The 21,650-nt window shown below is 68.3% G+C and carries 20 protein-coding genes and 2 pseudogenes; 11 read left to right on the top strand and 11 right to left on the bottom strand.

Annotated elements, in window-relative coordinates; all coding sequences use genetic code 11:
* Positions 1–10 precede the first annotated feature (10 nt).
* On the bottom strand, positions 11–229 hold the full coding sequence (locus tag ABZ808_RS00305; RefSeq protein ID WP_356998727.1) for a hypothetical protein: 219 nt from the start codon (positions 227–229) through the stop codon (positions 11–13).
* Between ABZ808_RS00305 and ABZ808_RS00300 the strand changes: the two genes are divergently transcribed.
* The 5 genes and pseudogenes from ABZ808_RS00300 to ABZ808_RS00280 form a co-directional block, all read left to right on the top strand.
* Positions 228–1,067, top strand: coding sequence for an alpha/beta hydrolase (locus tag ABZ808_RS00300; protein WP_356998724.1), 840 nt, complete (start codon positions 228–230; stop codon positions 1,065–1,067). The genes ABZ808_RS00305 and ABZ808_RS00300 overlap by 2 nt on opposite strands.
* A gap of 49 nt (positions 1,068–1,116) precedes the next feature.
* The gene (locus ABZ808_RS00295; RefSeq protein WP_356998721.1) at positions 1,117–1,782 is read left to right on the top strand and encodes a GPP34 family phosphoprotein; all 666 of its coding nucleotides are present in this window, start codon (positions 1,117–1,119) and stop codon (positions 1,780–1,782) included.
* A 259-nt stretch (positions 1,783–2,041) separates the two neighbouring features.
* Positions 2,042–2,899 (top strand): NAD(P)-binding domain-containing protein, encoded by an 858-nt coding sequence (locus tag ABZ808_RS00290; protein WP_082377653.1) that lies wholly within the window; start codon positions 2,042–2,044, stop codon positions 2,897–2,899.
* 29 nt (positions 2,900–2,928) lie between these two features.
* Positions 2,929–3,600, top strand: a complete 672-nt coding sequence (locus ABZ808_RS00285) for a hydrolase (protein ID WP_356998718.1) — start codon at positions 2,929–2,931, stop codon at positions 3,598–3,600.
* Between the two features lie 226 nt (positions 3,601–3,826).
* A pseudogene (locus tag ABZ808_RS00280) lies at positions 3,827–4,066 on the top strand (N-acetyltransferase); the annotation flags it as partial.
* Between the two features lie 87 nt (positions 4,067–4,153).
* On the opposite strand, the gene ABZ808_RS00275 reads toward ABZ808_RS00280, so the two are convergent.
* The 5 genes and pseudogenes from ABZ808_RS00275 to ABZ808_RS00255 form a co-directional block, all read right to left on the bottom strand.
* Positions 4,154–4,804 (bottom strand): NAD(P)H-binding protein, encoded by a 651-nt coding sequence (locus ABZ808_RS00275; protein ID WP_356998715.1) that lies wholly within the window; start codon positions 4,802–4,804, stop codon positions 4,154–4,156.
* A 378-nt stretch (positions 4,805–5,182) separates the two neighbouring features.
* Entirely contained in the window at positions 5,183–6,682 is a 1,500-nt protein-coding gene (locus ABZ808_RS00270; RefSeq protein ID WP_356998712.1) for an alpha/beta hydrolase, read from the bottom strand.
* A 367-nt stretch (positions 6,683–7,049) separates the two neighbouring features.
* Positions 7,050–7,192: pseudogene (locus tag ABZ808_RS00265) on the bottom strand (class A beta-lactamase); the annotation flags it as partial.
* A 137-nt stretch (positions 7,193–7,329) separates the two neighbouring features.
* Positions 7,330–7,932 carry a response regulator transcription factor gene (locus tag ABZ808_RS00260; RefSeq protein ID WP_184684924.1) on the bottom strand — a complete coding sequence of 201 codons (603 nt, stop codon included), beginning with the start codon at positions 7,930–7,932 and terminating at the stop codon, positions 7,330–7,332.
* A complete protein-coding gene (locus ABZ808_RS00255) occupies positions 7,929–9,083 on the bottom strand; it encodes a histidine kinase (RefSeq protein ID WP_356998709.1) in 1,155 nt (384 codons plus the stop codon). Before ABZ808_RS00255 ends, ABZ808_RS00260 begins: the two co-directional genes overlap by 4 nt.
* A gap of 107 nt (positions 9,084–9,190) precedes the next feature.
* On the opposite strand from ABZ808_RS00255, the gene ABZ808_RS00250 reads away from it, so the two are divergent.
* The 4 genes from ABZ808_RS00250 to ABZ808_RS00235 all read left to right on the top strand — a co-directional run bounded on the left by ABZ808_RS00250 (position 9,191) and on the right by ABZ808_RS00235 (position 13,607).
* A complete protein-coding gene (locus ABZ808_RS00250) occupies positions 9,191–10,072 on the top strand; it encodes an ABC transporter ATP-binding protein (RefSeq protein WP_356998705.1) in 882 nt (293 codons plus the stop codon).
* A 26-nt stretch (positions 10,073–10,098) separates the two neighbouring features.
* Positions 10,099–10,818 (top strand): ABC transporter permease, encoded by a 720-nt coding sequence (locus ABZ808_RS00245; RefSeq protein WP_356998702.1) that lies wholly within the window; start codon positions 10,099–10,101, stop codon positions 10,816–10,818.
* Between the two features lie 342 nt (positions 10,819–11,160).
* Positions 11,161–12,225: a PHB depolymerase family esterase gene (locus tag ABZ808_RS00240; RefSeq protein ID WP_356998699.1), complete on the top strand. Its 1,065-nt coding sequence runs from the start codon at positions 11,161–11,163 to the stop codon at positions 12,223–12,225.
* 314 nt (positions 12,226–12,539) lie between these two features.
* Entirely contained in the window at positions 12,540–13,607 is a 1,068-nt protein-coding gene (locus ABZ808_RS00235; RefSeq protein WP_356998696.1) for a glycoside hydrolase domain-containing protein, read from the top strand.
* A gap of 347 nt (positions 13,608–13,954) precedes the next feature.
* Here the strand turns inward: ABZ808_RS00235 and ABZ808_RS00230 are convergent, their stop codons facing one another.
* Positions 13,955–15,292 (bottom strand): amidohydrolase family protein, encoded by a 1,338-nt coding sequence (locus ABZ808_RS00230; RefSeq protein WP_356998694.1) that lies wholly within the window; start codon positions 15,290–15,292, stop codon positions 13,955–13,957.
* A gap of 26 nt (positions 15,293–15,318) precedes the next feature.
* Positions 15,319–16,047 carry an Atu4866 domain-containing protein gene (locus tag ABZ808_RS00225; RefSeq protein WP_356998691.1) on the bottom strand — a complete coding sequence of 243 codons (729 nt, stop codon included), beginning with the start codon at positions 16,045–16,047 and terminating at the stop codon, positions 15,319–15,321.
* A gap of 132 nt (positions 16,048–16,179) precedes the next feature.
* On the opposite strand from ABZ808_RS00225, the gene ABZ808_RS00220 reads away from it, so the two are divergent.
* Positions 16,180–17,007, top strand: coding sequence for a helix-turn-helix transcriptional regulator (locus ABZ808_RS00220; protein ID WP_356998688.1), 828 nt, complete (start codon positions 16,180–16,182; stop codon positions 17,005–17,007).
* 41 nt (positions 17,008–17,048) lie between these two features.
* On the opposite strand, the gene ABZ808_RS00215 is transcribed toward ABZ808_RS00220, so the two are convergent.
* Both ABZ808_RS00215 and ABZ808_RS00210 read right to left on the bottom strand, forming a co-directional pair.
* Positions 17,049–17,411, bottom strand: a complete 363-nt coding sequence (locus ABZ808_RS00215; protein WP_357002680.1) for an EamA family transporter — start codon at positions 17,409–17,411, stop codon at positions 17,049–17,051.
* On the bottom strand, positions 17,320–18,303 hold the full coding sequence (locus ABZ808_RS00210) for a hypothetical protein (protein WP_356998686.1): 984 nt from the start codon (positions 18,301–18,303) through the stop codon (positions 17,320–17,322). Before ABZ808_RS00210 ends, ABZ808_RS00215 begins: the two co-directional genes overlap by 92 nt.
* A 1,129-nt stretch (positions 18,304–19,432) precedes the next feature.
* On the opposite strand from ABZ808_RS00210, the gene ABZ808_RS00205 reads away from it, so the two are divergent.
* The gene (locus ABZ808_RS00205; protein ID WP_356998683.1) at positions 19,433–21,145 is read left to right on the top strand and encodes a carboxylesterase family protein; all 1,713 of its coding nucleotides are present in this window, start codon (positions 19,433–19,435) and stop codon (positions 21,143–21,145) included.
* Here the strand turns inward: ABZ808_RS00205 and ABZ808_RS00200 are convergent.
* A complete protein-coding gene (locus ABZ808_RS00200) occupies positions 21,054–21,584 on the bottom strand; it encodes a hypothetical protein (protein WP_356998680.1) in 531 nt (176 codons plus the stop codon). The genes ABZ808_RS00205 and ABZ808_RS00200 overlap by 92 nt on opposite strands.
* Positions 21,585–21,650: the final 66 nt, after the last annotated feature.

The following is a 21,650-nucleotide window of genomic DNA, read 5'->3' as shown; positions in this document are numbered from 1 at the left end:
GCTAAGGCGTTCACACCGATGCGATGGCGCCGCCAGTGACGGAAGTCTTGTGCCGAAGACGAAAGGATCCGAGATGCCCGTCAACCCAGTCATCGAAGTCGACCAACTGAATGTCACCTACGGCGAGTTCCACGCCGAGCCCCGTCGATAGGCGTCGGGCCACGACAACGACGTCCGACACCGACACCGACACCACCACGGTATGCGACAACAGGAGGGAAACGATCATGGGATTCATCGCCGTCGGGACCGAGAACAGCACCCCGATCGAGCTGTACTACGAGGATCAGGGCGCAGGTCAGCCGATTGTCCTCATCCACGGGTATCCGCTGAACGGCCACAGCTGGGAGCTTCAGACGCGTGAACTGCTTGCTGCCGGATACCGGGTAATCACCTACGACCGTCGTGGCTTCGGGCGCTCGTCGAAGGTAGGTTCCGGCTACGACTACGACACGTTCGCGGCCGACCTGAACACCGTGCTGGAGACGCTCGACCTGCGCGACGTCGTCCTGGTCGGGTTCTCGATGGGCACCGGTGAACTGGCCCGCTATGTCTCGCGGTACGGCCATCAGCGGGTGGCGAAGTTGGCATTCCTCGCCTCACTCGAACCGTTCCTGGTCGAGCAGGATGACAACCCCGACGGCCTGCCGCGGAAGGTGTTCGACGGGATCGAGGCCGCGGCGAAGGGTGACCGCTACGCCTGGTACACGCAGTTCTTCTCGGACTTCTACAACCTCGACGAGAACCTTGGCAGCCGGATCAGCCAGGAGGCTGTCACCGGCAGTTGGAACGTCGCCATCTCCAGCGCGCCGGTGGCGGCCTACGCCGTCGTGTCTTCTTGGATCGAGGACTTCCGCGCCGACGTCGAGGCGGTCCGTGCCAGCGGCAAGCCGGCCCTGATCCTGCACGGCACCGCCGACACCATCCTCCCGATCGACGCTACCGCCCGGCGCTTTCGCCAGGGCCTGCCCGACGCCGAGTACGTCGAGATCGAAGGCGCCCCACACGGGTTGCTCTGGACCCACGCCGACGAGGTAAACGCCGCCCTGCGCACCTTCCTCGGCTGAGCTGACGGAAGGACACCGCGCGGAGAGAACTACGAGAAAGGAACGAGATATGGGCGAGAAGCTGACGTTGGTACGGGACGACCTGCTCATCGTCGACGACCTCATGCTGCTCCTGATGGACGACGACGGCGTTTCCATCCAGACAGCGGGCACCCTGCACGACGCGCTTGGCGGCGCGGTGCTCACCGAGCTTGCCCTGCTCGGTCGGATCCAGACCGACAACTCCGGGGCGCTGGACGGCCCGCGGGTCACCCCGTCGGGCGAGGGTCCGCTGCCCGACCCGCTGCTGCAGTCGGCCTACGACACCGTCGCCGAGAAGCCCCAGCGGGTGCGGCCGTTGCTCGTCGCGCTCGGCACCGATCTGTGGTGGGTGGTACTCGACCGGCTCGTGGACCGCGGCCTGCTACATCGTGAGGCGGTGCAGCTGCGAGCGCGGATCCGCCGGGTCCTGGCGGACGACGAAGCCCCGGATCCCCGCACTGCGGCGATCATCGGGCTGCTCTTCGCCAGCGGCGCCGTGCCTTCGCTGCGGCCGCCGCTGCCTTGGACATCGGCAACGGTGACCCGAGCCAGCGAGATCGGACGCGGCCATTGGGGATCAGAGGCCGTCTTCTCCGCGGTGACTCGCACCGCGGCGGCGATCGTTGCCGTCAGTGCCGCCAGCGTGGCGACTACCACCAGGCGAGCGCCGACCGGCGAAAGGAACGCTGCATGACCGCCCTGGACCAGGCGCTCGAGGTCCGAGCGACCGCGGTCGGACCGGCCTCGCCGGCGGCGGCAAGGGCCCTGGATCGCCTCCGGCGTCCTGCTGGTACTCGTGGTCGCGGTCGGTCCCGGTGCTGCAGTTCACGGGTGCGGGATGTCCGGCCACGGGGAGTTCCATGACGTTCACTACGCAGTTCAACGGTCTGGCCGACCCATGACCTGCCACACCTCACCCGTGGGCACGGATCTATTGAATAGGAGCTAAATGCATGGCAACGATCGCAATCGTGGGATTCGGCGACATGGGCGAGCAGTTGGCGCCTCATCTCCTCGCTGCCGGACATCAAGTGCGAGTATCTGATATCTCGGACTCCCGGCTCGAAGCAGCTAGGCGCATGGGGACGACCGCGGTCGCGTCGGCCGCAGAAGCGGCGCGGGGCGCTGATGTGATCTTCGGCCTCGTGATGTCGAATGACATCCCGACCGCCTACCTGGGTGACGATGGAATACTCGCCGGCGCCCAGCCTGGTGCATCAGTGCTGATCTGCTCGACCACCACCCGAGCAATCGTCGACCAGGTCCGCGCGGCGGCGCCCAGCGGAGTGGCCGTGCTCGACTCGCCCATCGTTGGCGGTGTGAAGTACGCGCGCGAGCGGGCGATCACGTTCCTGGTCGGCGGATCGGCCGACGATTTCGAGCGGGTGAAGTCGGTACTCGATGGTCTCGGCAGATCCCGGCACGTGGGTGAGTTCGGTGCGGGCGTGGACTACAAACTGATCACCAACGTAGCCATCATGGCTGCGGAGGCGGGACTACGCGAGGCGCTGGACCTCGCGGACATCCTCGGACGCGACTATGAGACCTCGTTGGAGTTGATGGCGGCTGGGCCTATGAGAGCGGTCGTGGAGCGTGCTCTGGACGTCGCCAACCCTCGTCCGCTACGTCGCTCTGCGGAGGACGACGACACGCTGGTGTCTGTCGTCGAGGACCCGGCCAGGTTGCTGCCGATCTCCACCGCGGGCCGACAGCGACTGTGGGAGGCGGTCAATGTCGATCCGAATTTCGAACCCGACTTCGTGGACCTGACGCGCAAGACCACCTCGCGCGCCGCCAGCATCCGCTCTTAGGCGAGCAGACCCACCAGAGGAGATTACGTATGACTACTGTCCCGACAAGCAAGAAGATCAATCCTGAACCGATCCGCGATCCCGATTCCGACCACCTGTTGACACCGCAGAACTGCGCCATTGCGTTCATCGACTACCAGGAAGGCCAGTACGCCACAGTCGGTTCCGCCAGCCGGGAGGAGATCAACCTCGGTGTGGTGACGCTGGCGCAACTGGCGCGAGCTTATGAGATTCCGACGGTCGTGACCACCGTGGCGGTGGGAATGGGCGTGCACAAGCCGACGGTCGACGAGATCACCCGTGAACTACCCGGCATCACTGAAATCGACCGGACAGGTGTCAATTCCTGGGAGGATGCGGACTTTCGGGCCGCGATCGTGGCCACTGGACGCAAGAAGATCGTGATGGCCGGCCTGTGGACAGAGGTCTGCCTCGCGTTCCCAACCCTGGACATGCTCTTGGAGGGCTATGAGATCTACCCCGTGATCGATGCCGCTGGAGGCGTTTCAGCGGTCACCCACCACGCAGCCATCGACCGCATGCTTCAGGCCGGGGCGCAGCCGATCACCTCGCTGGCGTTCGGTTGTGAACTCATGCGGAACTGGGCCCGCTCGGACGCTGACCGGTACCGGACCATCATCAACGACTACTTCCGCCGCAAGCGTGAAGCAGGGCAGTCCGCAGGTGACCTGTTCTCCTAGCCTCCGTCTTTCATTAAGCCTGGCGGTTGGTTCGTTGTGGCGTTCCGGGCGAGGTGGTGGTAGTCGTTGTGGTGATGGGTAGCCGGTATCGCCCGGCCGTAGGTCGGGTTGCTCCGTGGTCCGTGTCGTGGTGGATGTGCCGGATTCTGTTGTCAGGTAACGGGTTCGGGTCGTTCGCCGAGTCGATGGAACGCAGTGACGAGCTGCTCGGTCCTTCCCGAGATAGTTGAACCACCACTCCCCCTCCTCCTGCTGGGTAAGGCTCAGCAAAGCTCGCCCGATCGGCACCTACACCGTTCACCTTGCTGACGGGTCACCCGTCGGCCGGGTGGACTTCGTCGACTCCCCCAAGGTGGATGGCGAGCGAATCGTCTTCCACACCGAAGTAGACCGGAAGTTCGGTGGACGGGGCCTGGCTGGGCTGCTGATCCGCGAGGTGCTCGCGGACAGCATTCGCACGGATGTCACCATCGTTCCGAAGCCCGCTCGGCGCGTGACGGAAGCTACGGCCGTCACGCGCCGAGCGACAGCCATCCGCGCCGCCGCGGGCCGGTCAGCGGATGTTCGTCTGAACCGCCGTGGCAATCGGCGTCGATCCCTGAGTGAGCTCGAGGATCCGCCGGCGGATCCGGGGCTCATGGAGCAGTTCCGCCAGGGTGGCGGCGACGTCCTCGCGGGAGATCTCGTCGTGCGGCTGCGCCGGACCGAGGGCTATCGCCCCGATTCCGGCATGATCGACAAGCGCCGATGGCCTGAGGATCAGCCAGTCGAGACCACTTTCAGACACGGCGACGTCGATGAGCTTCTTCACCGCGAAGTAGAACTCCACGTCCTCGTCGAATTCCTGGCCCCGCCCGGCCTCGGGAAGCACCGATACCAACGTGAAGCGCTTCACTTGGGCGATACGCGTCGCTTCGAGGGCCTTCACCACGCCGTCACCATCGATGGCCGCCGTGACCTCCCTGGCGCCTCCGTTCGACCCGGCGGTGTACACGACGGCGTCGATCCCGCTGAGCATGGATGCCAGGGAGCCGGGGGTGATGTCCGCGATGTCGGCGACACGCGCATCGATGCCCCGCGCGGCGAGATCGGCTCTCTGCTCATCGCGACGTACCAGGCCGGAGACCTCATCGCCGCGATCGATCAGGTTCCGCGCGAGCAGTCCTCCGATGGATCCGCTGACTCCGATGATGAATACCTTCATTGCGTGCCCCAGTCCTTCTGATCGGCTCGGTCAGTGTGCCGCCGCGCGTAGCTCGTCCCAGCCTTCCTGCGGTTGGCGCAGGTGCCGCGGAAGACGTACTGCGAGGGGAGCTTGCGCTGACCGCCGGTCCAGGCGATCGGCGGTCGTCGCAGGAGATGAACTGGATGCCCATACCGCGCTCGACCGTGGTGAGCCAGGCGTGAAACTCGTGGCGCTGGCTGCGATCGGAAACGCCCAGGAAAAGCACTTGAGCACTCTGCGGGGCAAGGCTTTGATGCTGCTTGGAGCGTTGCGGATCGCAGGTCGGTTCAGACCACGACCCCGCCGAGGGCGCGGAACACCTCGTGTTCCGCGCCCTCGGGTGACTCCTGATCCGGGTCAGTCGTTCCGACAGGTCGTGTCCCTGGCCGGCATCGTGCCCTCCACGAGGTACGACGTGGTGAGGTTCAGCGCGCAGGCGTTGCCGCTCAGCACGTAGACGCCGTGCCCGCTCTGGTTGGCGGTCACCAGCCGGGCGCGCTGCCCGAACTTCTCGCGCAGCAGCTTGCCCCCCGCCAACGGGGTGACCGGGTCCTGCCGGTTCTGCAGGACCAGCACGTTGCGCGGCCCCTTATCACTGATCGCGACGGGCGGCTCGGACGGCTCGTACTTCCAGTAGGCGCACGGGGTGATGTTGGCGCTGGCCGCACCGAAGAGCGGGTACCGCTTGCGGTCCTCTGCGACGGCCCGCCGATAGGTCGCGACGTCCTTGGGCCACTGGACGTCATTGCAGGTGACGGCGAGGAACACGGTGAAGGCGTTGTCGTTCGGGCTGGGCGCCGCCGCCGTCTCCGCCTGCGACGGTGCCTGGCCGGGATCCAGGTACGACTGCCAGGTCCGCGCGAGGTTCCCGTACTGCCTCTCGTTGTAGAGGTAGGCGAACGTGATGCCCCGGAAGAATTCGCCGGTGAGCCCGTCGGGCGCCGGCGTCCGGTCGAACCGCTCGGCGAGGGTCAAGTAGGTCCTGCGCACCTGCTGTGGAGTGCGACCCAGCCCGTAGGAGTCGTGTCGCGCCGCCGCCCAGGTCGCGAAGTCGGGGAACGTCTGCTCCATGCCGAGCGCGAACCGCCGCAGGCCGTCCCGGTCGAGGTGGGTATCGCCGATGTTGCTGTCCAACACGATCCGATCGGTGCTCCTAGGGAACATCGAGACGTACGCCGCACCCAACGCAGAGCCGTAGGACGCCCCGTAGAAGCTCGCCTTTTCCTCACCGAGCGCGGCCCGGATCCGGTCCAGGTCACGGGCCATGTTGGCGGTCGTCAAGTGCCGCAGCCGCCCGTCGGTGTCGTTCTCCGCGCACCGGGCGGCGACCTCCTCGGCGACCTCCGCGTGCCGGGTCACGTCCGCGTCGTCGACCGCGTACGGCGGAATGTTGGCCCAATAGGCGTCGCCGAGGACGAAGCCGCAGCTCACCGGCGCCGAGTGCCCGACGCCCCGGGTGTCCATGCCGATCAGGTCATAGGCATCCATGACGCTGGCCGGCAGCCCTTGGCCGGCCAGGAAACCCGGCTGATCCAGCCCGGTGCCGCCCGGCCCGCCGGGGTTGAACATCAGCACACCGCGCCGCTTCTCCGGCTTCGTGCTCGCGATCCGCGACACCATGATCTCGATCTGGGTGCCGCCGGGGTCGCGGTAGTCCAGCGGAACCGGCACCTTCGCGCACTGCACCTGTCCCTGTACCGCAGGCGGCACCACCACGTCCTGCGGGCACGCCGCCCACTGCAACCCCACCGTCGGTCTCCCGGCCGTCGACTCCCCGGCCGTCGCCGGGATGACCGCAGCCAAGGCACCGATCATGCCGAGTATCCCGATCAGGGCGATGCCATGCCTTCGATACACGTCCAGGTCTCCTGTTCTTCGATGTGGTGGCCTACCCGGATGCGACGCCGCGCCTCTTTGGCTCAACCAGGTCACAAACCATGTCGGGCCTCCATCCGCCGCCGAGGCGGACATGCCTCAATGACAGCGGCCCTCGCGGCCGCGCGTCAGTGCTGCCACGTCACCGCCACGTGTGACGTGGCGGCACTGGCCGCGTTCCGACACGTCAGTAGGCTGAATCTCCCGCGCGGACGTCAGCTAGGAACGGGGAGGCGGCGACCTCCTGCCCTGGGTCGAGTCCCGAGTGCGGACACCTCCGAGGTGGCCCTGGAGCGCATGCGTCAAGGTCGCCCCCGGCCTCACCTCCGAGGCGTCCCACTGGACCCGTTCACCATCCGGCGATCAACGTCTCCGTCGCCTCGACGGTGAGGGCGTTGTCGTAGTCGGCGTCCTTGTCGTCCGGCTGGACAGCACGGCGAGGACGATAGGCGCGCGGTCCGGCGACCAGATGACCGCGATGTCGTTGCGGGTGGTGTCGCCGTGCAGGCCGAGCGCGCCGCGTACCAGATCCCGCGGCGATCGGCGTGATGGTAGCGGCGCGGATCACGTCGGGCAGCATCGAGAACGGCAGCAACTGCATGCCGGCGAGGATCCGCCGGCCGCCGCTCTCACAGCCAGTCGTGTCCGCGGGCGTAGCGGGCCGCTTCGTGGCGGGTCCGGGTCTGGGTCTTGCGCATGGCGTTGGAAAGGTAGTTGCGTACGGTGCCCGGGGCAAGGTGGAGCCGGGCGGCGATGTCGGCGACCGAGTAGCCCTCGCCGGTGACCCGCAGCACGTCGGCTTCGCGGTCAGTGAGCGGGCAGTCCTCGGTGACGGCCAGCGCGGAGACATCCGGGTCGATCCAGCGTTTACCCGCGTGCAGGGTGGCGATGACCGAGGTGATGTGGGCCGGCTCGGCGGACTTGCTGACGAAGCCCTGGACGCCGAGCCGCAACGCCTTGCGCAGCACACCGGGGCGGGCGTGCCGGGTCAGCATGAGGATCACCTGCTCCGGTCGCGCTTGACGGATCTGCGCGACCGCGTCGAGACCGTCCATGCCAGGCATCTCCAGGTCGATGACCAGCACCTCGGGCCGGTGCCGCAGGGTGGCCTCGACGGCCTTCTCTCCGTTCTCGGCCTCAGCGAGAACGGTGATGTCGCCTTCCATCGGCAGTAGCGCGGCCAGGGCCGTACGCAGCAGGACCTCGTCGTCAGCCAGCACGATCGTCGTCATCGGTCGTCCTCCCCCGCGGTCGTTGGGGCCACGCCAGCACGAGCGGGTCGGAAGACCGCCGCCGTCAGGAACCGCTCGTCCGTCTGGTCCACGGTCAACTCGCCTCCGTCGCCCGCCACCCGCTGCCTGAGTGTCGCCAGTCCCCTGAGCTCGGGGGGCGTGGTGGTGGTCACCCCGTCGTTGACGATGGTGATGCCCGACTCGGCGAGGATGATCTGCACCTGGGTGGCCTGCGCGTGGCGGAGGATGTTGGTGGTCGTCTCGCGCAGCACCTGGCCGAGCAGTTCGCTGGTGCGGGCGTCGACCTCGGCCTCCCGGGTCACCCGCACGCGGATGTCGGCCGCCTCGAACAGGTTCTTCGCGTTCTCGATCTCCGCGGTGAGGTTGAGTCGCCGTTGGGCGTACGCGAGTTCCTTGGTCTGCGCGATGGTGTCACTGACCAGCGCATACGTCTCCCGCAACTCCTTCTCCGCCCGCTCGGTGTCGCGGAGCAGCAGTCGCTGCGTCAGCGCGATCTTCAGCTTGACCACGTGCAGGGTATGGCCCTGGATGTCGTGCAGGTCGCTCGCAAACCGCACGCGCTCCCGCACCACCGCCAGCTCCGCCTCCCGATCCCGAGTTTGCTCGAGCTCCCGGATGAGGTCGTAGAACCGCTCGCCCACCAACGTCAGGACCGTCACCCCGACGGTGAAGAAGGTCGGCACGAGGACGTAGACACCCAGTACGTCGCCGACGTCGTCCCGCTCCACCAACAGCCGTGCCGCACCGACCACGGCGACGTAGGAGAACAGCCCGGCCACCGCCAGCCCTCGACGCCGCCGGACCACGTGCAGTGCGAGGGAGCCCACGACGCAGATACCCCAGAACGCGTTCGGACTGTCGGTGACAAGGACCCCCACCGGCCACACCGCGCCCGCCACGATCACGCAGGGCAGCACGAACCGGGACAGGTCGCCGGCCGTCCACCGTTCGAAGGCCACCAGGGCCGCCACCGCCCCCGGCAGCAGGACGACGACGTGCCACCAGGTACGCGTGTCGATGTAGAGCAGAACCACCGAGGCGAACACCACAGGCGGCAGCGACGTGGCTAGGTTGAGCCGGCGCAGCCGCCCCTGCGTCGACTGAGTGAAGCCCATCGCTCGTTCGGTCACCCTCCCATTATCCGGCGGCCAGCGGCCACGACCAGTGACACCACGTCACAAGCGGCCGTGACACCACGCCACTGACGGGCCGGCTGCGTCCGCGCTGTCATGGGTACATGTCCACCACATCTGTCATCGAGGTCGACCGGCTGAACCTCACCTACGGCGACTTCCACGCTGTCAAAGACCTCTCCTTCCAGGTGCGTGCCGGGGAACTCTACGCGCTGCTCGGCACCAACGGGGCCGGGAAAACCTCGACCCTGGAGGTTGTCGAGGGACATCGGAGGCCGACATCCGGCACCGTACGCGTCTTCGGGCGCAACCCGCAGGACCGCCGCACGGTCCGTCCCCGCATAGGAGTCATGCTGCAGGAGAGCGGATTCTCCCCAGACCTCACGGTCCGCGAGTCCGTCGGCCTGATCGGCCGGCTCAGCGGACGTACGGACGACGTCGACCGGGCGCTCGACGTCGTCGGCCTGACCGACCGGGCCAGCCGGCGAGTGTCCCAGCTCTCCGGCGGCGAGAAACGACGGCTGGACTTCGCCACCGCCGTCTACGGCACCCCGGAGCTGATCTTCCTCGACGAGCCGACCACCGGCCTGGACATCCAGTCCCGCGACGCCGTCTGGGCAACGGTGGACCGGCTACGCGAGAACGGCGCGTCCATCGTGCTCACCACCCACTACCTGGAGGAGGCGCAGCAGCGCGCCGACCGGATCGGGCTGATGCACCAGGGCAGCCTCCACCGCGAGGGCACCGTGGCCGAGCTGACCCGCACCCTGCCGGCCGTCATCCGCTTCTCCCTCCCCGCGCCGGTGCCGTCGCTGCCGCTGCCGGCCGTCGTCGACGCCGGCGGGAAGGCCGTGGTCGAGACCTTCGCCCTGCAGAAGGACCTGCACCTGTTGCTGCGGTGGGCACAGGACCAGGCGGTGGAACTGCGGGACCTGGAGGCCGGGCCGACCCGGCTCGACGACGTGTTCCGCGCCATCAGCAGCTGATTCGTCCCATCGACAGGAGTGCCGCCATGTTGTCCATCGCGTCCAGCGAACTGATCCAGATCTTCCGGAACCGGCTGGTGCTGATCACCAGCCTCATCATCCCGGTGGCCGTCTCTGCCCTCTTCGTCCGCAGGCACGAGACCTTCGCCGCCATCGGCAGCCTCGGTTACATCGCGGCGATGGTGATGTTCACCGTGGCCGCGTTCGGGCTCTACGCCACCGCCGTCACCACCCTGGCTTCCCGGCGCCAGAACCTCTTCCTGAAACGACTGCGGTCCACCGCTGCCGCCGACTCCACCATCCTCGCCGGCCTGCTGCTGCCCCCCACGGCGATCGCGATGGTGCAGGTGGCCGCGATCCTGACCGCGCTGGCCATGGTCGCCGGTAAACCGGCCAACGGCGCCCTACTCGTGGTGGCGGTCCTCGCGACCCTGGCCATGATGATCGGCCTGGCCCTGGCCACCGCGGGCCTGACCAATTCCCCCGAGCACGCCCAGGTCACCACCCTGCCCGTCACGCTCGGCGTGATCGCCGTGGCCAGTTGGGTGGGCATCAGCGGCACTGCGGACCTCGCCTGGCTCAAGCGGCTGCTGCCCGGCGGCGCGGTCACTGAACTGACCATGAACGCCTGGAACGGCGGCGTCGCCGTAACCGACTCCCTGCCCCTGCTCGCCCCCACCCTGGGCTGGGTCGTCATCGCCGTCGCCCTCGCCACCCGACTCTTCCGCTGGGATCCCCGCCGATGAACACCGAACCCCGAGGGCATTCGGACACCTCTTCTTCCTCGGCACCGAGCCAGCCCTCTCGGCCGGGATGGGCTTCCTCGCGACGGAACTGCGGGCGGGGCGCCTCGACGTCGGCGACGTGGGTCCGAGGTCGTGGACGGAGCTTCCCGAGTGGATCGAGGGCGGTACGCCCCAACGCTCGGGACGAGTCGTGTTCCGCGTGAGCGGGCGGCGTAGCACCGCCAGGACCCGTATCTCACCTCGATGTCAGATTTGCGGTGAAGCCACGACAGCACTCTCCGGACCTGTCGACCGCGACGACATCCGCCTGACACGTACCCCCGTACTGGAAAGAAGGTCCGCGTGCCCGCCCCACTTCCCGCACCCGATGCCGACGTCCAGCCCACCCGTCCGCGGCGACGGCGGTGGCTCGGGATCGTCTTCGGCGCCCTCGCCACCGCGGTGGCCGCCGTCACCGTCGGCGTCGAAGCTCTTCAGCTCGGCCTGCCCTGGCAGATGGGCGAGGACGACCGCAATCACGTCTACGAGGGCGACGCCGGTTCGCAGCGCTACCAGGTCCACCTTCCGCCCCAGCACGACGGGACGAACCGGCTGCCGGTCGTCATGGCAATCCACGGCTGCGCGATGACCGGCTACGGATGGAACTCCATGAAGTCCACCACCCAGTTCAACAGCCTGGCCGACCGGAAAGGCTTCATCGTCGTCTACCCCACACAACTGATCTCCCGCAACCTGATCGCCTGCTGGAACTCCACCCGCCCACGGCATCAGCAACGAGGCACCGGGGAACCTGCGCTGCTGGCCGGTGTCGCCCGGCAGGTGGTCGAGAAATACCACGCGGATCCCGCGCGGGTGCACGTGGCCGGCGCCTCGTCGGGCGCGGGGACCGCGATCATCCTCGCCGTGACCTACCCCGACGTCTTCGCCACCGCGACCTCGGTCGCCGGCGGCGAATACGGCCTCGATCAGGTGGACCCCGACGACCCGGACTCGATATCGCCGCTGGACACGGCACGTCAGGCGCGGGCCCAGATGGGCGAACACGCCCGGCGGGTGCCACTGCTGGTCATCCAGGGCGAGCGCGACGAGGTCGTGCCGCCCCTGGTCGCCACCCGACTCGTTGAACACTGGACCATCGTGAGCGACCTCGTCGACGACGGGCTGCCCAACGACAGCCTCGACCTGACCGAGAAGACCGTCTCCGTGCCCGCCACTGCGGGTCGGCACGCGTACACGCACACGACGATCACCGCGCCGGACGGCTCGTCGGTCGTCGAGTCGTACCGCGTCGAGGACATGGGGCACGCCTGGCCGGGCCGTGACGGCGACGGCCGCTACACCGATCACGCGGGCCCCGACGCCAGTGAGATCGTCTGGAGGTTCGCCGAGCGACACCCAATGGCCTGAGGACCACAAGGGAACCGGCGGCGGCACGCCATGCCACTCTATTGCCACCCATCGATTCGTGGTAGAAATCCTTCGTGCAGCCCGTATCCCGGCTAGGTTTTCTTCTTCAGGAGGTGGCGACGATGAGAACCATTGCCGGGTGGTTGGTGGGTCTCACCGTTGCCGCGGGACTCGTAGCGCCGAACGCCCCGATTGCTGGAGCCGCGACGCTCGCGCAAGCGCCGACCGCTGTGACGTTGTCGGCCGCCGGCCCGCAACCCGGTACCTTCACCGGCCGAGGATTCGACACCTGCACCGCCCCGTCACAGGCCGCGATGGACGCGTGGCGAACCAGCTCGCCCTACCGCGCGATCGGCATCTACATCAGCGGGGACAGCCGCTCCTGCGCCCAGCCCAACCTCACCGCGACCTGGGTTGCCAACCAGACCAGTAACGGATGGCGGCTACTCCCCATCGAACTGGGGTACCAGGCGCCGTGCGGTACCCGCGCGCCGAAAATGTCCGCCGATCCCACAACCGCCCGGTCACAGGGCGTCGCCGCGGCGAACAGCGCCGCGACTGCCGCCCAGGCACTGGGCATCGGCAGTGCGAGCACCATCTACAACGACATCGAGCAGTACCCGTCGAACACGTCGTGCCGGGCTGCCGTGCTGTCGTTCCTGTCCGGCTGGATCGAGCAACTGCACGTACGCGGGTACCTCGCCGGCATGTACTCCAGCGGCAACTCCGGCATCAAGGACGTCTGCGACGCGTACGACAACCCGAACTACACGCGACTCGACCAGATCTGGATCGCCTGGTGGAACGGCGTGGCTGACACGGACGCCGGAAGTTACTGCGCCGATGGTCACTACGCGAACCACCAGCGCCTGCACCAGTACGCGGGCAATGTCACCGAGACGTGGGGTGGCGTGACGATGAACATCGACCGCAACTACCTCGACGTGGCAGTCACCCAGACCCCGCCGCAGCAGTGGGCCGCGACCATCGACAACAGCACCTCGGGAGGGTTCACGGCGGGCGGCGACTGGGGCACGTCGGCCTACTCCGCCCAACGGTTCGGCACCGACTACCGGTTCACCAGTCCAGTGACGTTCAGCGACGTCGCCTGGTACCGGTCGACCATCCCAACGACCGGAAGCTACGAGATCTCGGTGTGGTACCCCGCCGACGCCGGCTACAACAACCAGACGCCCTATCTCGTGGCGACCACCACCGGAAGCAGGTCCGTGTCCGTCAACCAGCGGATCAACGGCGGTCGGTGGGTCTCGATCGGCGTATTCACCCTGGCTGCGGGCACGGGCAACAAGGTCGGTGTGAGCCGCTGGACCAGTGGCACTGGATTGGTCGTCGCCGACGCGGTGCGGATCACCCGGGTCTGAGCTCGCTCACTGGTCGGTGCCCCTAGATTCCGGGCCGTCTGCCGGCGATGGTGCGCGGTCTGCCGGTGATCCGGTGTCGGGGTGACGATGTCGAGACGGACCTGCGCGTTCACAGTGCGGCTCCTTCCGTAGTTGCCCAGCCGTTGCGCCAACGGTCGGCCCAGGCGCTATCACGGCGCATTCACGGCGACATCGTGATCGTCCCCGGCGACTAGAAGTGTTCTTTCGCCACGCCGAGCGTCTGGGCGTCAACGGCGGCCGACTCCGCGCGCGCCGCGGGTCGGGTGGTGGCCCGGCCCGCGGCGTCGGTCGTTCCCCGGCCGGGCGCGTCCGCCGCGAGTCGCGGATCACTCCGAGGCGACGGCCTCCAGGATCGCGTCGCGGGACGCGGTCACCTCCCGGCGCAGTTCGTCCAGGTCCACGCCGACCAGGCGCCCGTCCGCCTTGCGAATCCGTCCGGCCACCACGACGGTCTCGATGTTGCGGGGGTCCGCCCCGAGCACCAAGGTGCCGACCGCGTCGTTGAGCGGCATCGTGTTGATGTCATCGGCCCTGACCACCAGCAGGTCCGCCTGCTTGCCCGGGGTGAGGGAGCCGGTCACGTCGCCGAGTCCGTTGGTACGGGCCCCCTGCAGCGTGGCGAAGTCCAGCACGTCGCGGGTGGTGATCCGGTACGGCACGGTGTCCGTGCCGTAGGCGGCGTTTACCGCACGCATGCGCTGGATCGCGTGCAGTGCTCGCATCTGGGTGAACATGTCGCTGGCCAGTGCGACCTCCACGTCGATGCTGAGCCCGGGCCGGATACCGGCGGCCAGCGCCTCCTCGATCGCGGGCACCGCCGTCTCCAGACCGATCTGCGCGTCGGAGGTCGGCGCCAGCGACACGGTGACGCCGGCGTCGCCCATCGCCCGCCACGCGTCCGGAGTGAGGCCGGTGGCGTGGATGAGGGTCAGGCCCGGGTCGAGCAGGCCGTCGGCAGCCCAGCGCAGGATCGCCGCGGAGGACGGCGCGCCGAACACCGCGTCGATGCTGACACCGAGGCCGAGATCGCGGGCGACGGCCGCCAGTTCCGGCCCGTAGGCCAGTGCCGGGCCGGCGATCTCATCGGTGGCCAGCGCTGCGAGGCGCAGCGTCACCAGGCCGTCGTTCACCCCGTGGTACGCCCCACGCAGGCGTTCCAGGTCGCCGGGCCACTGGCGGTCCCAGTCGCCGAAGTGTGGCCCCATCGATGCGTGCACGCCCCGGATGCCGGTGTCGACCAGCGCCTGGATCGCCGCGTCCGAATGCGCCGCCGTGCGGGAGTTGTGCGAGAAGTCCAGCATCGTGGTGATGCCGGCATCGAGGGCGGTGAGAGCGGCGAGGCGGGTGCCCACGTACATGTCGTGCGGCGTGTATGCGGGCGCGACCCTGGCCAGCGTCGACATCACGTACTCCCCCAGGTCGGTCACGTCGGGGATGCTGCGGCGCAACTGCGCCTGCCAGGCGTGCCGGTGGGTGTCGACGAATCCGGGGCTGACGATCCGACCGGCGGTGTTGATCACGGTGGCGCCCGCCGCTTCCGGGTGCGACCGAAGGTCGGGGCCGACCGCGGCGATCCGGTCCCCGCTTACCAGCACGTCACCTCGCTCCAGGTCGCCGATTCGCGGGTCCATCGTGACGACCGTGCCGCCGGTGAACAACAGCATTGGGGTGCCTCCTTCGCTACGTGTGGTCACTGTCGGTGGAACACATATCCGGCGTGGTGCAGCACGCCGTCGGTGAACAGGCCGTACGCCCAGAAGCCCAGGTCGTCGTGGTAGACGATCCGGTCGCCGTCGATCCAGAACGACCCCTGGTACGCGTGTGGCCGTCCACCCCGTGTCTCGTCGTACCGGCCGCCGGCGGTGAGTTCCTGGTGCACGAAGCCGCTCTCGTCGATCCACATGCCGAGGTACGGGCTCTGCTCCGACCGCGGGCGGACTTCGGGCTCGATCGGGGCGGGCGTGAGCCGGCGGCCATTGACAAGCGCGATCTCACCGTCGACGACGATCGCGGCTGCCTGTTCTGGACGCCAGACGATCATCTCCAGGGCGGACGCGCCCGAGGTCCGGGCGGCGACCACGGCGAAGGTGGCAGGGTTACCGGGCGTGAGCGCGCCGACCCGGTTGGCGGGGCTGGCGCGCAGGCCGGCAACGGCGGCACCGTCGATGACCGCCGGCACGATGGTCAGTCCGGTGCAGTCGACGACGATCGCGCCGTCGTCCTCGGCGGCGGTGTGCAGGCCCGGCCCGACTCCGACGATCACCTCACCGCCGAGCAGCAGGTCAGCGGCAGAAAGGTCACCAATCGCCGGGTCGAGCGTGTGGATGGTGGCGTTGACGAACATCAGTGGGCGACGCCGGTCACCGGTATTCGCGGTGATCCTCGCCAGCACCGCCTCGTCGAGCATCGGGATGCTCACGACGTACCTCCGAAAGGGGTTGGGGTTTGGTCCTCCCACCGTCGGACGTATCGGGGCCGGCAACCAGACCGGGCGTAACCGGGGTGCGGCGCACCCTGCCTGGTCGAAGCCAGCCTGGTTACCGTTGGTGGCATGCCAACCACCGCGCTCGGGACGTTCCTCACCGCTCGGCGTGCCCGGCTCACGCCGGGCGACGTCGGCCTCGTGTCCAGCGGCGTCCGGCGGGTCGCGGGGCTGCGCCGCGAGGAGGTCGCGGTGCTGGCCGGGGTGAGCGTCGACTACTACACCCGTCTGGAGCAGGGACGGGAGCGCAACCCGTCAGCTTCGGTGCTGGACGCTGTGGCCCGGGCGCTGGACCTCGGACCGGACGCCCGCGACCATCTCTTCCGGTTGGCGGACATATCGCCCGGCAGCGCGCCGGGTCCCGCCCGGCCCCGGGTCGAGCAGAGCCTGCGGGAACTGCTCGACGCCTGGCCGGACACTCCGGCGGTGGTCATCGACCGGCGGCTCGACCTGCTGGCCCGCAACGCGCTGGCGGATGCGTTCTACGCGGACTTCGCCGAGGCGGACAACATCGTCCGGATGACCTTCCTGGACCAGGCTGGCGGCACGTTCTTCGTCGACTGGCAGCGAGCCGCCGAGGCGTGCGTGGCGAACCTGCGCCTGGCCCTCGGTCATGACCCGCACGACCGGCGGGTGCGGGAGCTGGTCCAGGAGGCGGGTGCGGCCAGCCCAGAGTTCCGCCGGCTGTGGGCGCGCAACGACGTGCAGGGCAAGACGCACGAGACGAAGAGGTTCCGGCACGGCGCGGTGGGCGAACTGACGCTGTCGTATCACACGTTCGACGTGCGGGGCGCAGCCGGCCAGCAGTTGATCGTGTACCGCGCGGAGCCGCGCAGCCGAAGCGCTGAGGCGCTTCGGCTGCTGGGCACGCTGGCCGCCAGCAACTGGCCCATGTGAGGCCTTCCGTCAGGTCGCCGGCGAACTCCATCTGGGTGGGGTCACTGGCGTACGTCCTGTTCTTGTCGCGGAAGGCGACGGATCACGTCTGTCGGTGCCGGTGCCCGGCTGTGTAGGCGGGTCAGACCGACCCCGACGAGCACGACCACCATTCCGATGGCGATCCGGAGGCCGAAGGCCTCGTCGAGCACGATGACCCCCAACGCCACCGAGACCACCGGCAGCAGATAGCCGACGGTCGCCGTGTTGGTGGCGCCCTCGGCGGCGATCTCCCGGTAGGTGAGGTGGAAGGTGGCTCCGGTGGCGACGACGCTATTCGCCCTTGGTCGGTGCGGGCGAGCGGCCGCGGTAGCCGATGGCGCCCTCGCGCACCCGCTGGTAGGTGCCGACGAATGCGTCGCCAGGGCCGGTGAACGCGACCGTCCCGGTGTTGCCGCGCTTGTCCCGCCAGCTCGCCCTGGCCAATGGCAACGAGTCGGCACCGATCGCGAAGGTGATCCCGTTCGAGCGGTACCAGCCGCCGCCCCATCCCTCCTCCGTGTGGTACCGGTGTTTCGCCATGCCGGCGTCGGGGTGATCGGCCCGCCACCGCCCGGTCAGCGAGCCGCGCAACTCGTGCGGCGACTCCGCACCAGCCGGCCGGCACCAGCCGTAGAAGCCGTCCAGTTCGGCGGTGAAGGTGACCGCGTACTCCGCGCCGGAAGCGTCTGCCCAGGCGAGGTCTGCGAGCAGGCTCTGCTCGCCGCGGTCCACGTACGCGATGACCGTCGGGCCGGGCTGCCACGCGCCGCCCATGGCCTGCAGTATGCGGGTCGAGTACCGGAGCACCGGTTCCTCGGCCTCGCGCTGGTCCATGGCCCGCGCGGACCGGCCCCGGTCGAACACCGCGTCGATGGTGATCCGGTTGAGCCAGAGCATGCTGCGGGCGTCAACGGCACTGGCCAGTCGGAGCTTGTTCGCACCCGGTCGCAGCCGGCCGGCGGGTACGGCGAAGTCCATCTGCTGAAAGAGGTCTCCCCCTCCCGGGATGTGCCAGCCGTGCACCAGGCACCGATCGTTGACGGTGATGTCGAACGGCGCGAACCCGACGGCACTGCCCAGCTTCGACACCAGCGCCACGATCCCCAGGGTGGCTTCCCCGTTGGCGTCCGATGCCGGAACATCGAACGTCATCTCCACGGAGCCGTCGGCGTCCAGCTTGAGATGTCCCCCGGCCTCGGTGCCGCGGTTGATGCTCAGGACGGCGTTCGCGGTCGACGCCGGTTTCTGGGCGAAAGTTACGTAGGTCGGTTGCATCGCGCGATGCTATCCGTCGGGCAGAAGGGCAGAGATCGGCCTCGTCAAGGCAACGAGGCCCGGTGCATGCTCGTCCGGCGACAACACCAGCGGTCAGCCCTCATCGTTGACTGTCGTTGCTCGCCGCCGGCCCCCGCATCAGGCACGCCGATCCGCTCAGAAGTCAAGGGACGCTGAAGACGACGTCCGGCAGTGTCTCAGCCGTGAACGGACGGACGGGCCTGGTCGCTCAGGCAAACCCAAGTGGATCATGTACTAAATTGTGTCCGAGGGACGACACGATCCATTGCCCCACCGCCGATGACACTCAGCGCAACTCTGAAGCTCACGTACGTCCAGCTGTGGTGGTGAGACCTCTTCGGCTTCGCCGAAGAGGCCACCAGCCTGAGGGGCCTGGTCAGGGCACTGCCCGCAGGGATCGGTAGGTACGTCAGATGTCGCCGCGGGTCGTGAATGGCCCCGGCCGGTCGAAGGTGCACCGGCACCGACCGGGGCGAACGCACCGCGCCCAGGCCATACCGCACCGCGTCGTCACGGGAGAGCTTCCCCTGGTGGTAGGCCAAGAGCACGCGTTCGCCGGGGCCGAAGTCGGGTATCCGGCGGCTACGGGCCACAACCAGTGACACCACGTCACACGAGGTCGTGACATGGCGCCACTGACGGGTCGGCGGCGCCCGCGCTGTCATGGGTACATGTCCATTACACCTGTCATCGAAGTCGACCGGCTGAACCTCCCCTACGACGACTGGAAACCCCGCCGATGACCATCGCGCACCGTCGGACGAACGCTGCGCCGTTCGTGAATCCCCCGCTGTCGAATGCTGCGACGCCGCGCTTGACCCTGTTCCGGGGGCAGGGTGTCCGCTGATAGGCGACGCGTCACTGTGTGCCCGCCAGTGAAGCGCTTCGCGCGAACATGTGTCGGTTCTGAATTCAGCAACAGGAGTGAAGAGTGGGAAGCGAGCAGCAAAAGCGCCCAATCGGTGCCGTCCAGGAGGGTGCCAGGGTTGGTGGGCGCCGACGGTTTGCGAGGTCCCTCCGCCCCTGGATCCCCCTGTTCCCGCTGACGGCTATCGCGTTCGTGCTCGCGTGGCTCAACCGGAGTCCGTGGTGGGGTTGGGTACTTGTCGTGGGGCTGCTCGTGGTGCTCGGTGCGACCGTGCGCTCGTGGGCCCGAGGGCACGCGCTGCTCCAGATAGGTGCGTGGCTGCTCGCCGGGACGCTCGTTTTCGGGGCGGCAGTGGTCGCCTATCCACCGCCGCAGACCCGCATCGCAGGCGGCGAGGACCGCTCGCCGTCCGGGCCGGTGCAGACGCAGCAGGGGCCGATCGCCGGCGTCTACAACGACGAGCGCACAGTCGAGGTCTTCGCGGGTATCCCGTATGCGCAGGCTCCGGTGGGGGATCTGCGTTGGCGTGCGCCTGAGCCGCTGAAGCCGCGCGAGGGCGTGTTCACCGCAGACCGGTTCTCCGCCGTTCCGGTTCAGGGCACCTCCACGTTCGTCACGCGGGCGCTCTCGCAGATCGTGCAGGTGCCCCTGGAAGGCACGCTCCTCAATCCGTATCCCGTGAGCGAGGACAGTCTCTCCCTCAACATCTGGCGGAGCACGACACCCGCCTCGGAGGACCTTCCCGTGCTCGTCTACATCCCCGGCGGCGGCTTCGCGACCGGCTCCGGCGCCCTCCCCCTCTACGATGGCGAGGCGCTCGCCTCCCGGGGCCAGGTGATCACCGTCACCGTCAACTACCGGCTGGGGGTACTCGGCTTCCTCTCCCATCCCGAACTGTCCGCCGAGTCCGCGCACGACGCGTCGGGCAACTACGGGATCCTCGACCAGATCGCCGCCCTAGCGTGGGTGCGCGACAACATCGCGGCATTCGGCGGCGACCCCGGCCAGGTCACGATCGCGGGCGAATCCGCCGGGGGCGAGAGCGTCTGCATCCTAGGTGCGACACCGCTCGCCGAAGACCTCATGGACGGCATCATCGCCGGCAGCGGAGCGTGCATGGGCACCACGGGGAACACCGAGCGCGGCGACCAGACGGACACACGCGAGGCGGCAGAGGATGCCGGCCGCCGCCTGAGCGAGCAACTGGGAGGGGCGACCATCGAGGAGATGCGCGGAATGCCCGTCGAGCGCGTCCTGGACGCGGCGGGCGCGCTCGATGCGCACTGGCAGCCCTCCGTCGACGGCCACGTACTCGAGCGATCGCCGGCGGAGATCTACGCGTCCGGGGAGCAACTGGACGTGCCGACCCTGGTCGGCAGCAACGCGGACGAGGCCTCGCTCGCGCTGGCCAGCCCACCGGACACGGACGTCGACGAGTACCGGTCGTCCGCACGCGAGACATACGGTGAGGATGCGGATCGGTTCCTCGATCTGTATCCAGGGGAGACAACGGACCAGGTTCTCGAGTCGCTCCTACGGGCCCAAACCGACAAGATCATGACCCGAGCCATGCGGCGCTGGGCTCAACTGCAGACGCAGACGGGTGAGTCGGACGCCTACCTCTACTTCTTCTCACACATCCCTCCCGAGAAGGGGCTTGAGAAGTACGGCGCCTACCACGGCGCCGAGGTCGCGTACGCATACGACAACCTCGGCGCCGACAGCGCCGCCGACTACACGGAGGCCGACTACCGGCTCCGCGACCAGATGAGCGCGTACTGGGTCAACTTTGTCCGCACCGGCGACCCCAACGCACCAGGCCTGCCGCCCTGGCCGACGGTCGAGCAAGCGCCCGACCACGTCATGGAGTTCGCTGGCGGCAGCGGGATGGCACCCCGCCCACGCCCCGACGCCGTCGACTTCTGGATGGACTACGACGGGCCAATCCCCTAGACGAGTAAGTCCGAAGTCGGGTCAGTGGTCGTAGGCGATCAGGGACCTGGTCAGGGGTTGGCCGGTGGTCCGGCTGTGCCAGATCGCGGCGGTCATCGCGAGGAGGCGTTGCGCGACGCGTGCCGCGATGCTGCGTCCCGCCGTGCGGTTCGAGGTCGAGTTGGCCCTTCAACGTGTCGTTGACGGACTCGATGAGCTGTCGAACAGGTTTCAGCAGGTGCTCGTCCGGGCGTGGGGCCCGGTTGCGGTACGACGGTCTGAGCAAACGCACCCCACGCTCTGCCAACCACCGGTCCAACTCCGCGGACACGTATCCCTTGTCCGCGACGATCAGCAGGCCTGGACGCTCGGCTATGAGGTCGGTGTCGTGGTCAAGGACAGCCATCAGGACCTGACGTTCGTCGACCTTCGGTGTCGCGAGGGCCCAGGTGATCGGCAAGCCGGCCGGGGTGCAGATCAGATGCAGCCGCAGTCCCCCAGAGGAACCGCGAGTGCGAGGCGCAGT

The sequence above is a fragment of the Micromonospora sp. NPDC047527 genome (genome assembly GCF_040643015.1).
In the GTDB taxonomy this organism is placed as follows: Bacteria; Actinomycetota; Actinomycetes; order Mycobacteriales; family Micromonosporaceae; genus Micromonospora.
This window is presented reverse-complemented; position numbering and strand designations above follow the sequence as displayed.

Coding starts and splice junctions, on each gene's coding strand:
- ABZ808_RS00300 (WP_356998724.1), top strand. CDS start 228: ATGGGATTCATCGCCGTCGGGACCGAGAACAGCACCCCGATCGAGCTG.
- ABZ808_RS00305 (WP_356998727.1), bottom strand. CDS start 229: ATGATCGTTTCCCTCCTGTTGTCGCATACCGTGGTGGTGTCGGTGTCG.
- ABZ808_RS00295 (WP_356998721.1), top strand. CDS start 1,117: ATGGGCGAGAAGCTGACGTTGGTACGGGACGACCTGCTCATCGTCGAC.
- ABZ808_RS00290 (WP_082377653.1), top strand. CDS start 2,042: ATGGCAACGATCGCAATCGTGGGATTCGGCGACATGGGCGAGCAGTTG.
- ABZ808_RS00285 (WP_356998718.1), top strand. CDS start 2,929: ATGACTACTGTCCCGACAAGCAAGAAGATCAATCCTGAACCGATCCGC.
- ABZ808_RS00275 (WP_356998715.1), bottom strand. CDS start 4,804: ATGAAGGTATTCATCATCGGAGTCAGCGGATCCATCGGAGGACTGCTC.
- ABZ808_RS00260 (WP_184684924.1), bottom strand. CDS start 7,932: ATGACGACGATCGTGCTGGCTGACGACGAGGTCCTGCTGCGTACGGCC.
- ABZ808_RS00250 (WP_356998705.1), top strand. CDS start 9,191: ATGTCCACCACATCTGTCATCGAGGTCGACCGGCTGAACCTCACCTAC.
- ABZ808_RS00245 (WP_356998702.1), top strand. CDS start 10,099: ATGTTGTCCATCGCGTCCAGCGAACTGATCCAGATCTTCCGGAACCGG.
- ABZ808_RS00235 (WP_356998696.1), top strand. CDS start 12,540: ATGGACGCGTGGCGAACCAGCTCGCCCTACCGCGCGATCGGCATCTAC.
- ABZ808_RS00230 (WP_356998694.1), bottom strand. CDS start 15,292: ATGCTGTTGTTCACCGGCGGCACGGTCGTCACGATGGACCCGCGAATC.
- ABZ808_RS00220 (WP_356998688.1), top strand. CDS start 16,180: ATGCCAACCACCGCGCTCGGGACGTTCCTCACCGCTCGGCGTGCCCGG.
- ABZ808_RS00210 (WP_356998686.1), bottom strand. CDS start 18,303: ATGCAACCGACCTACGTAACTTTCGCCCAGAAACCGGCGTCGACCGCG.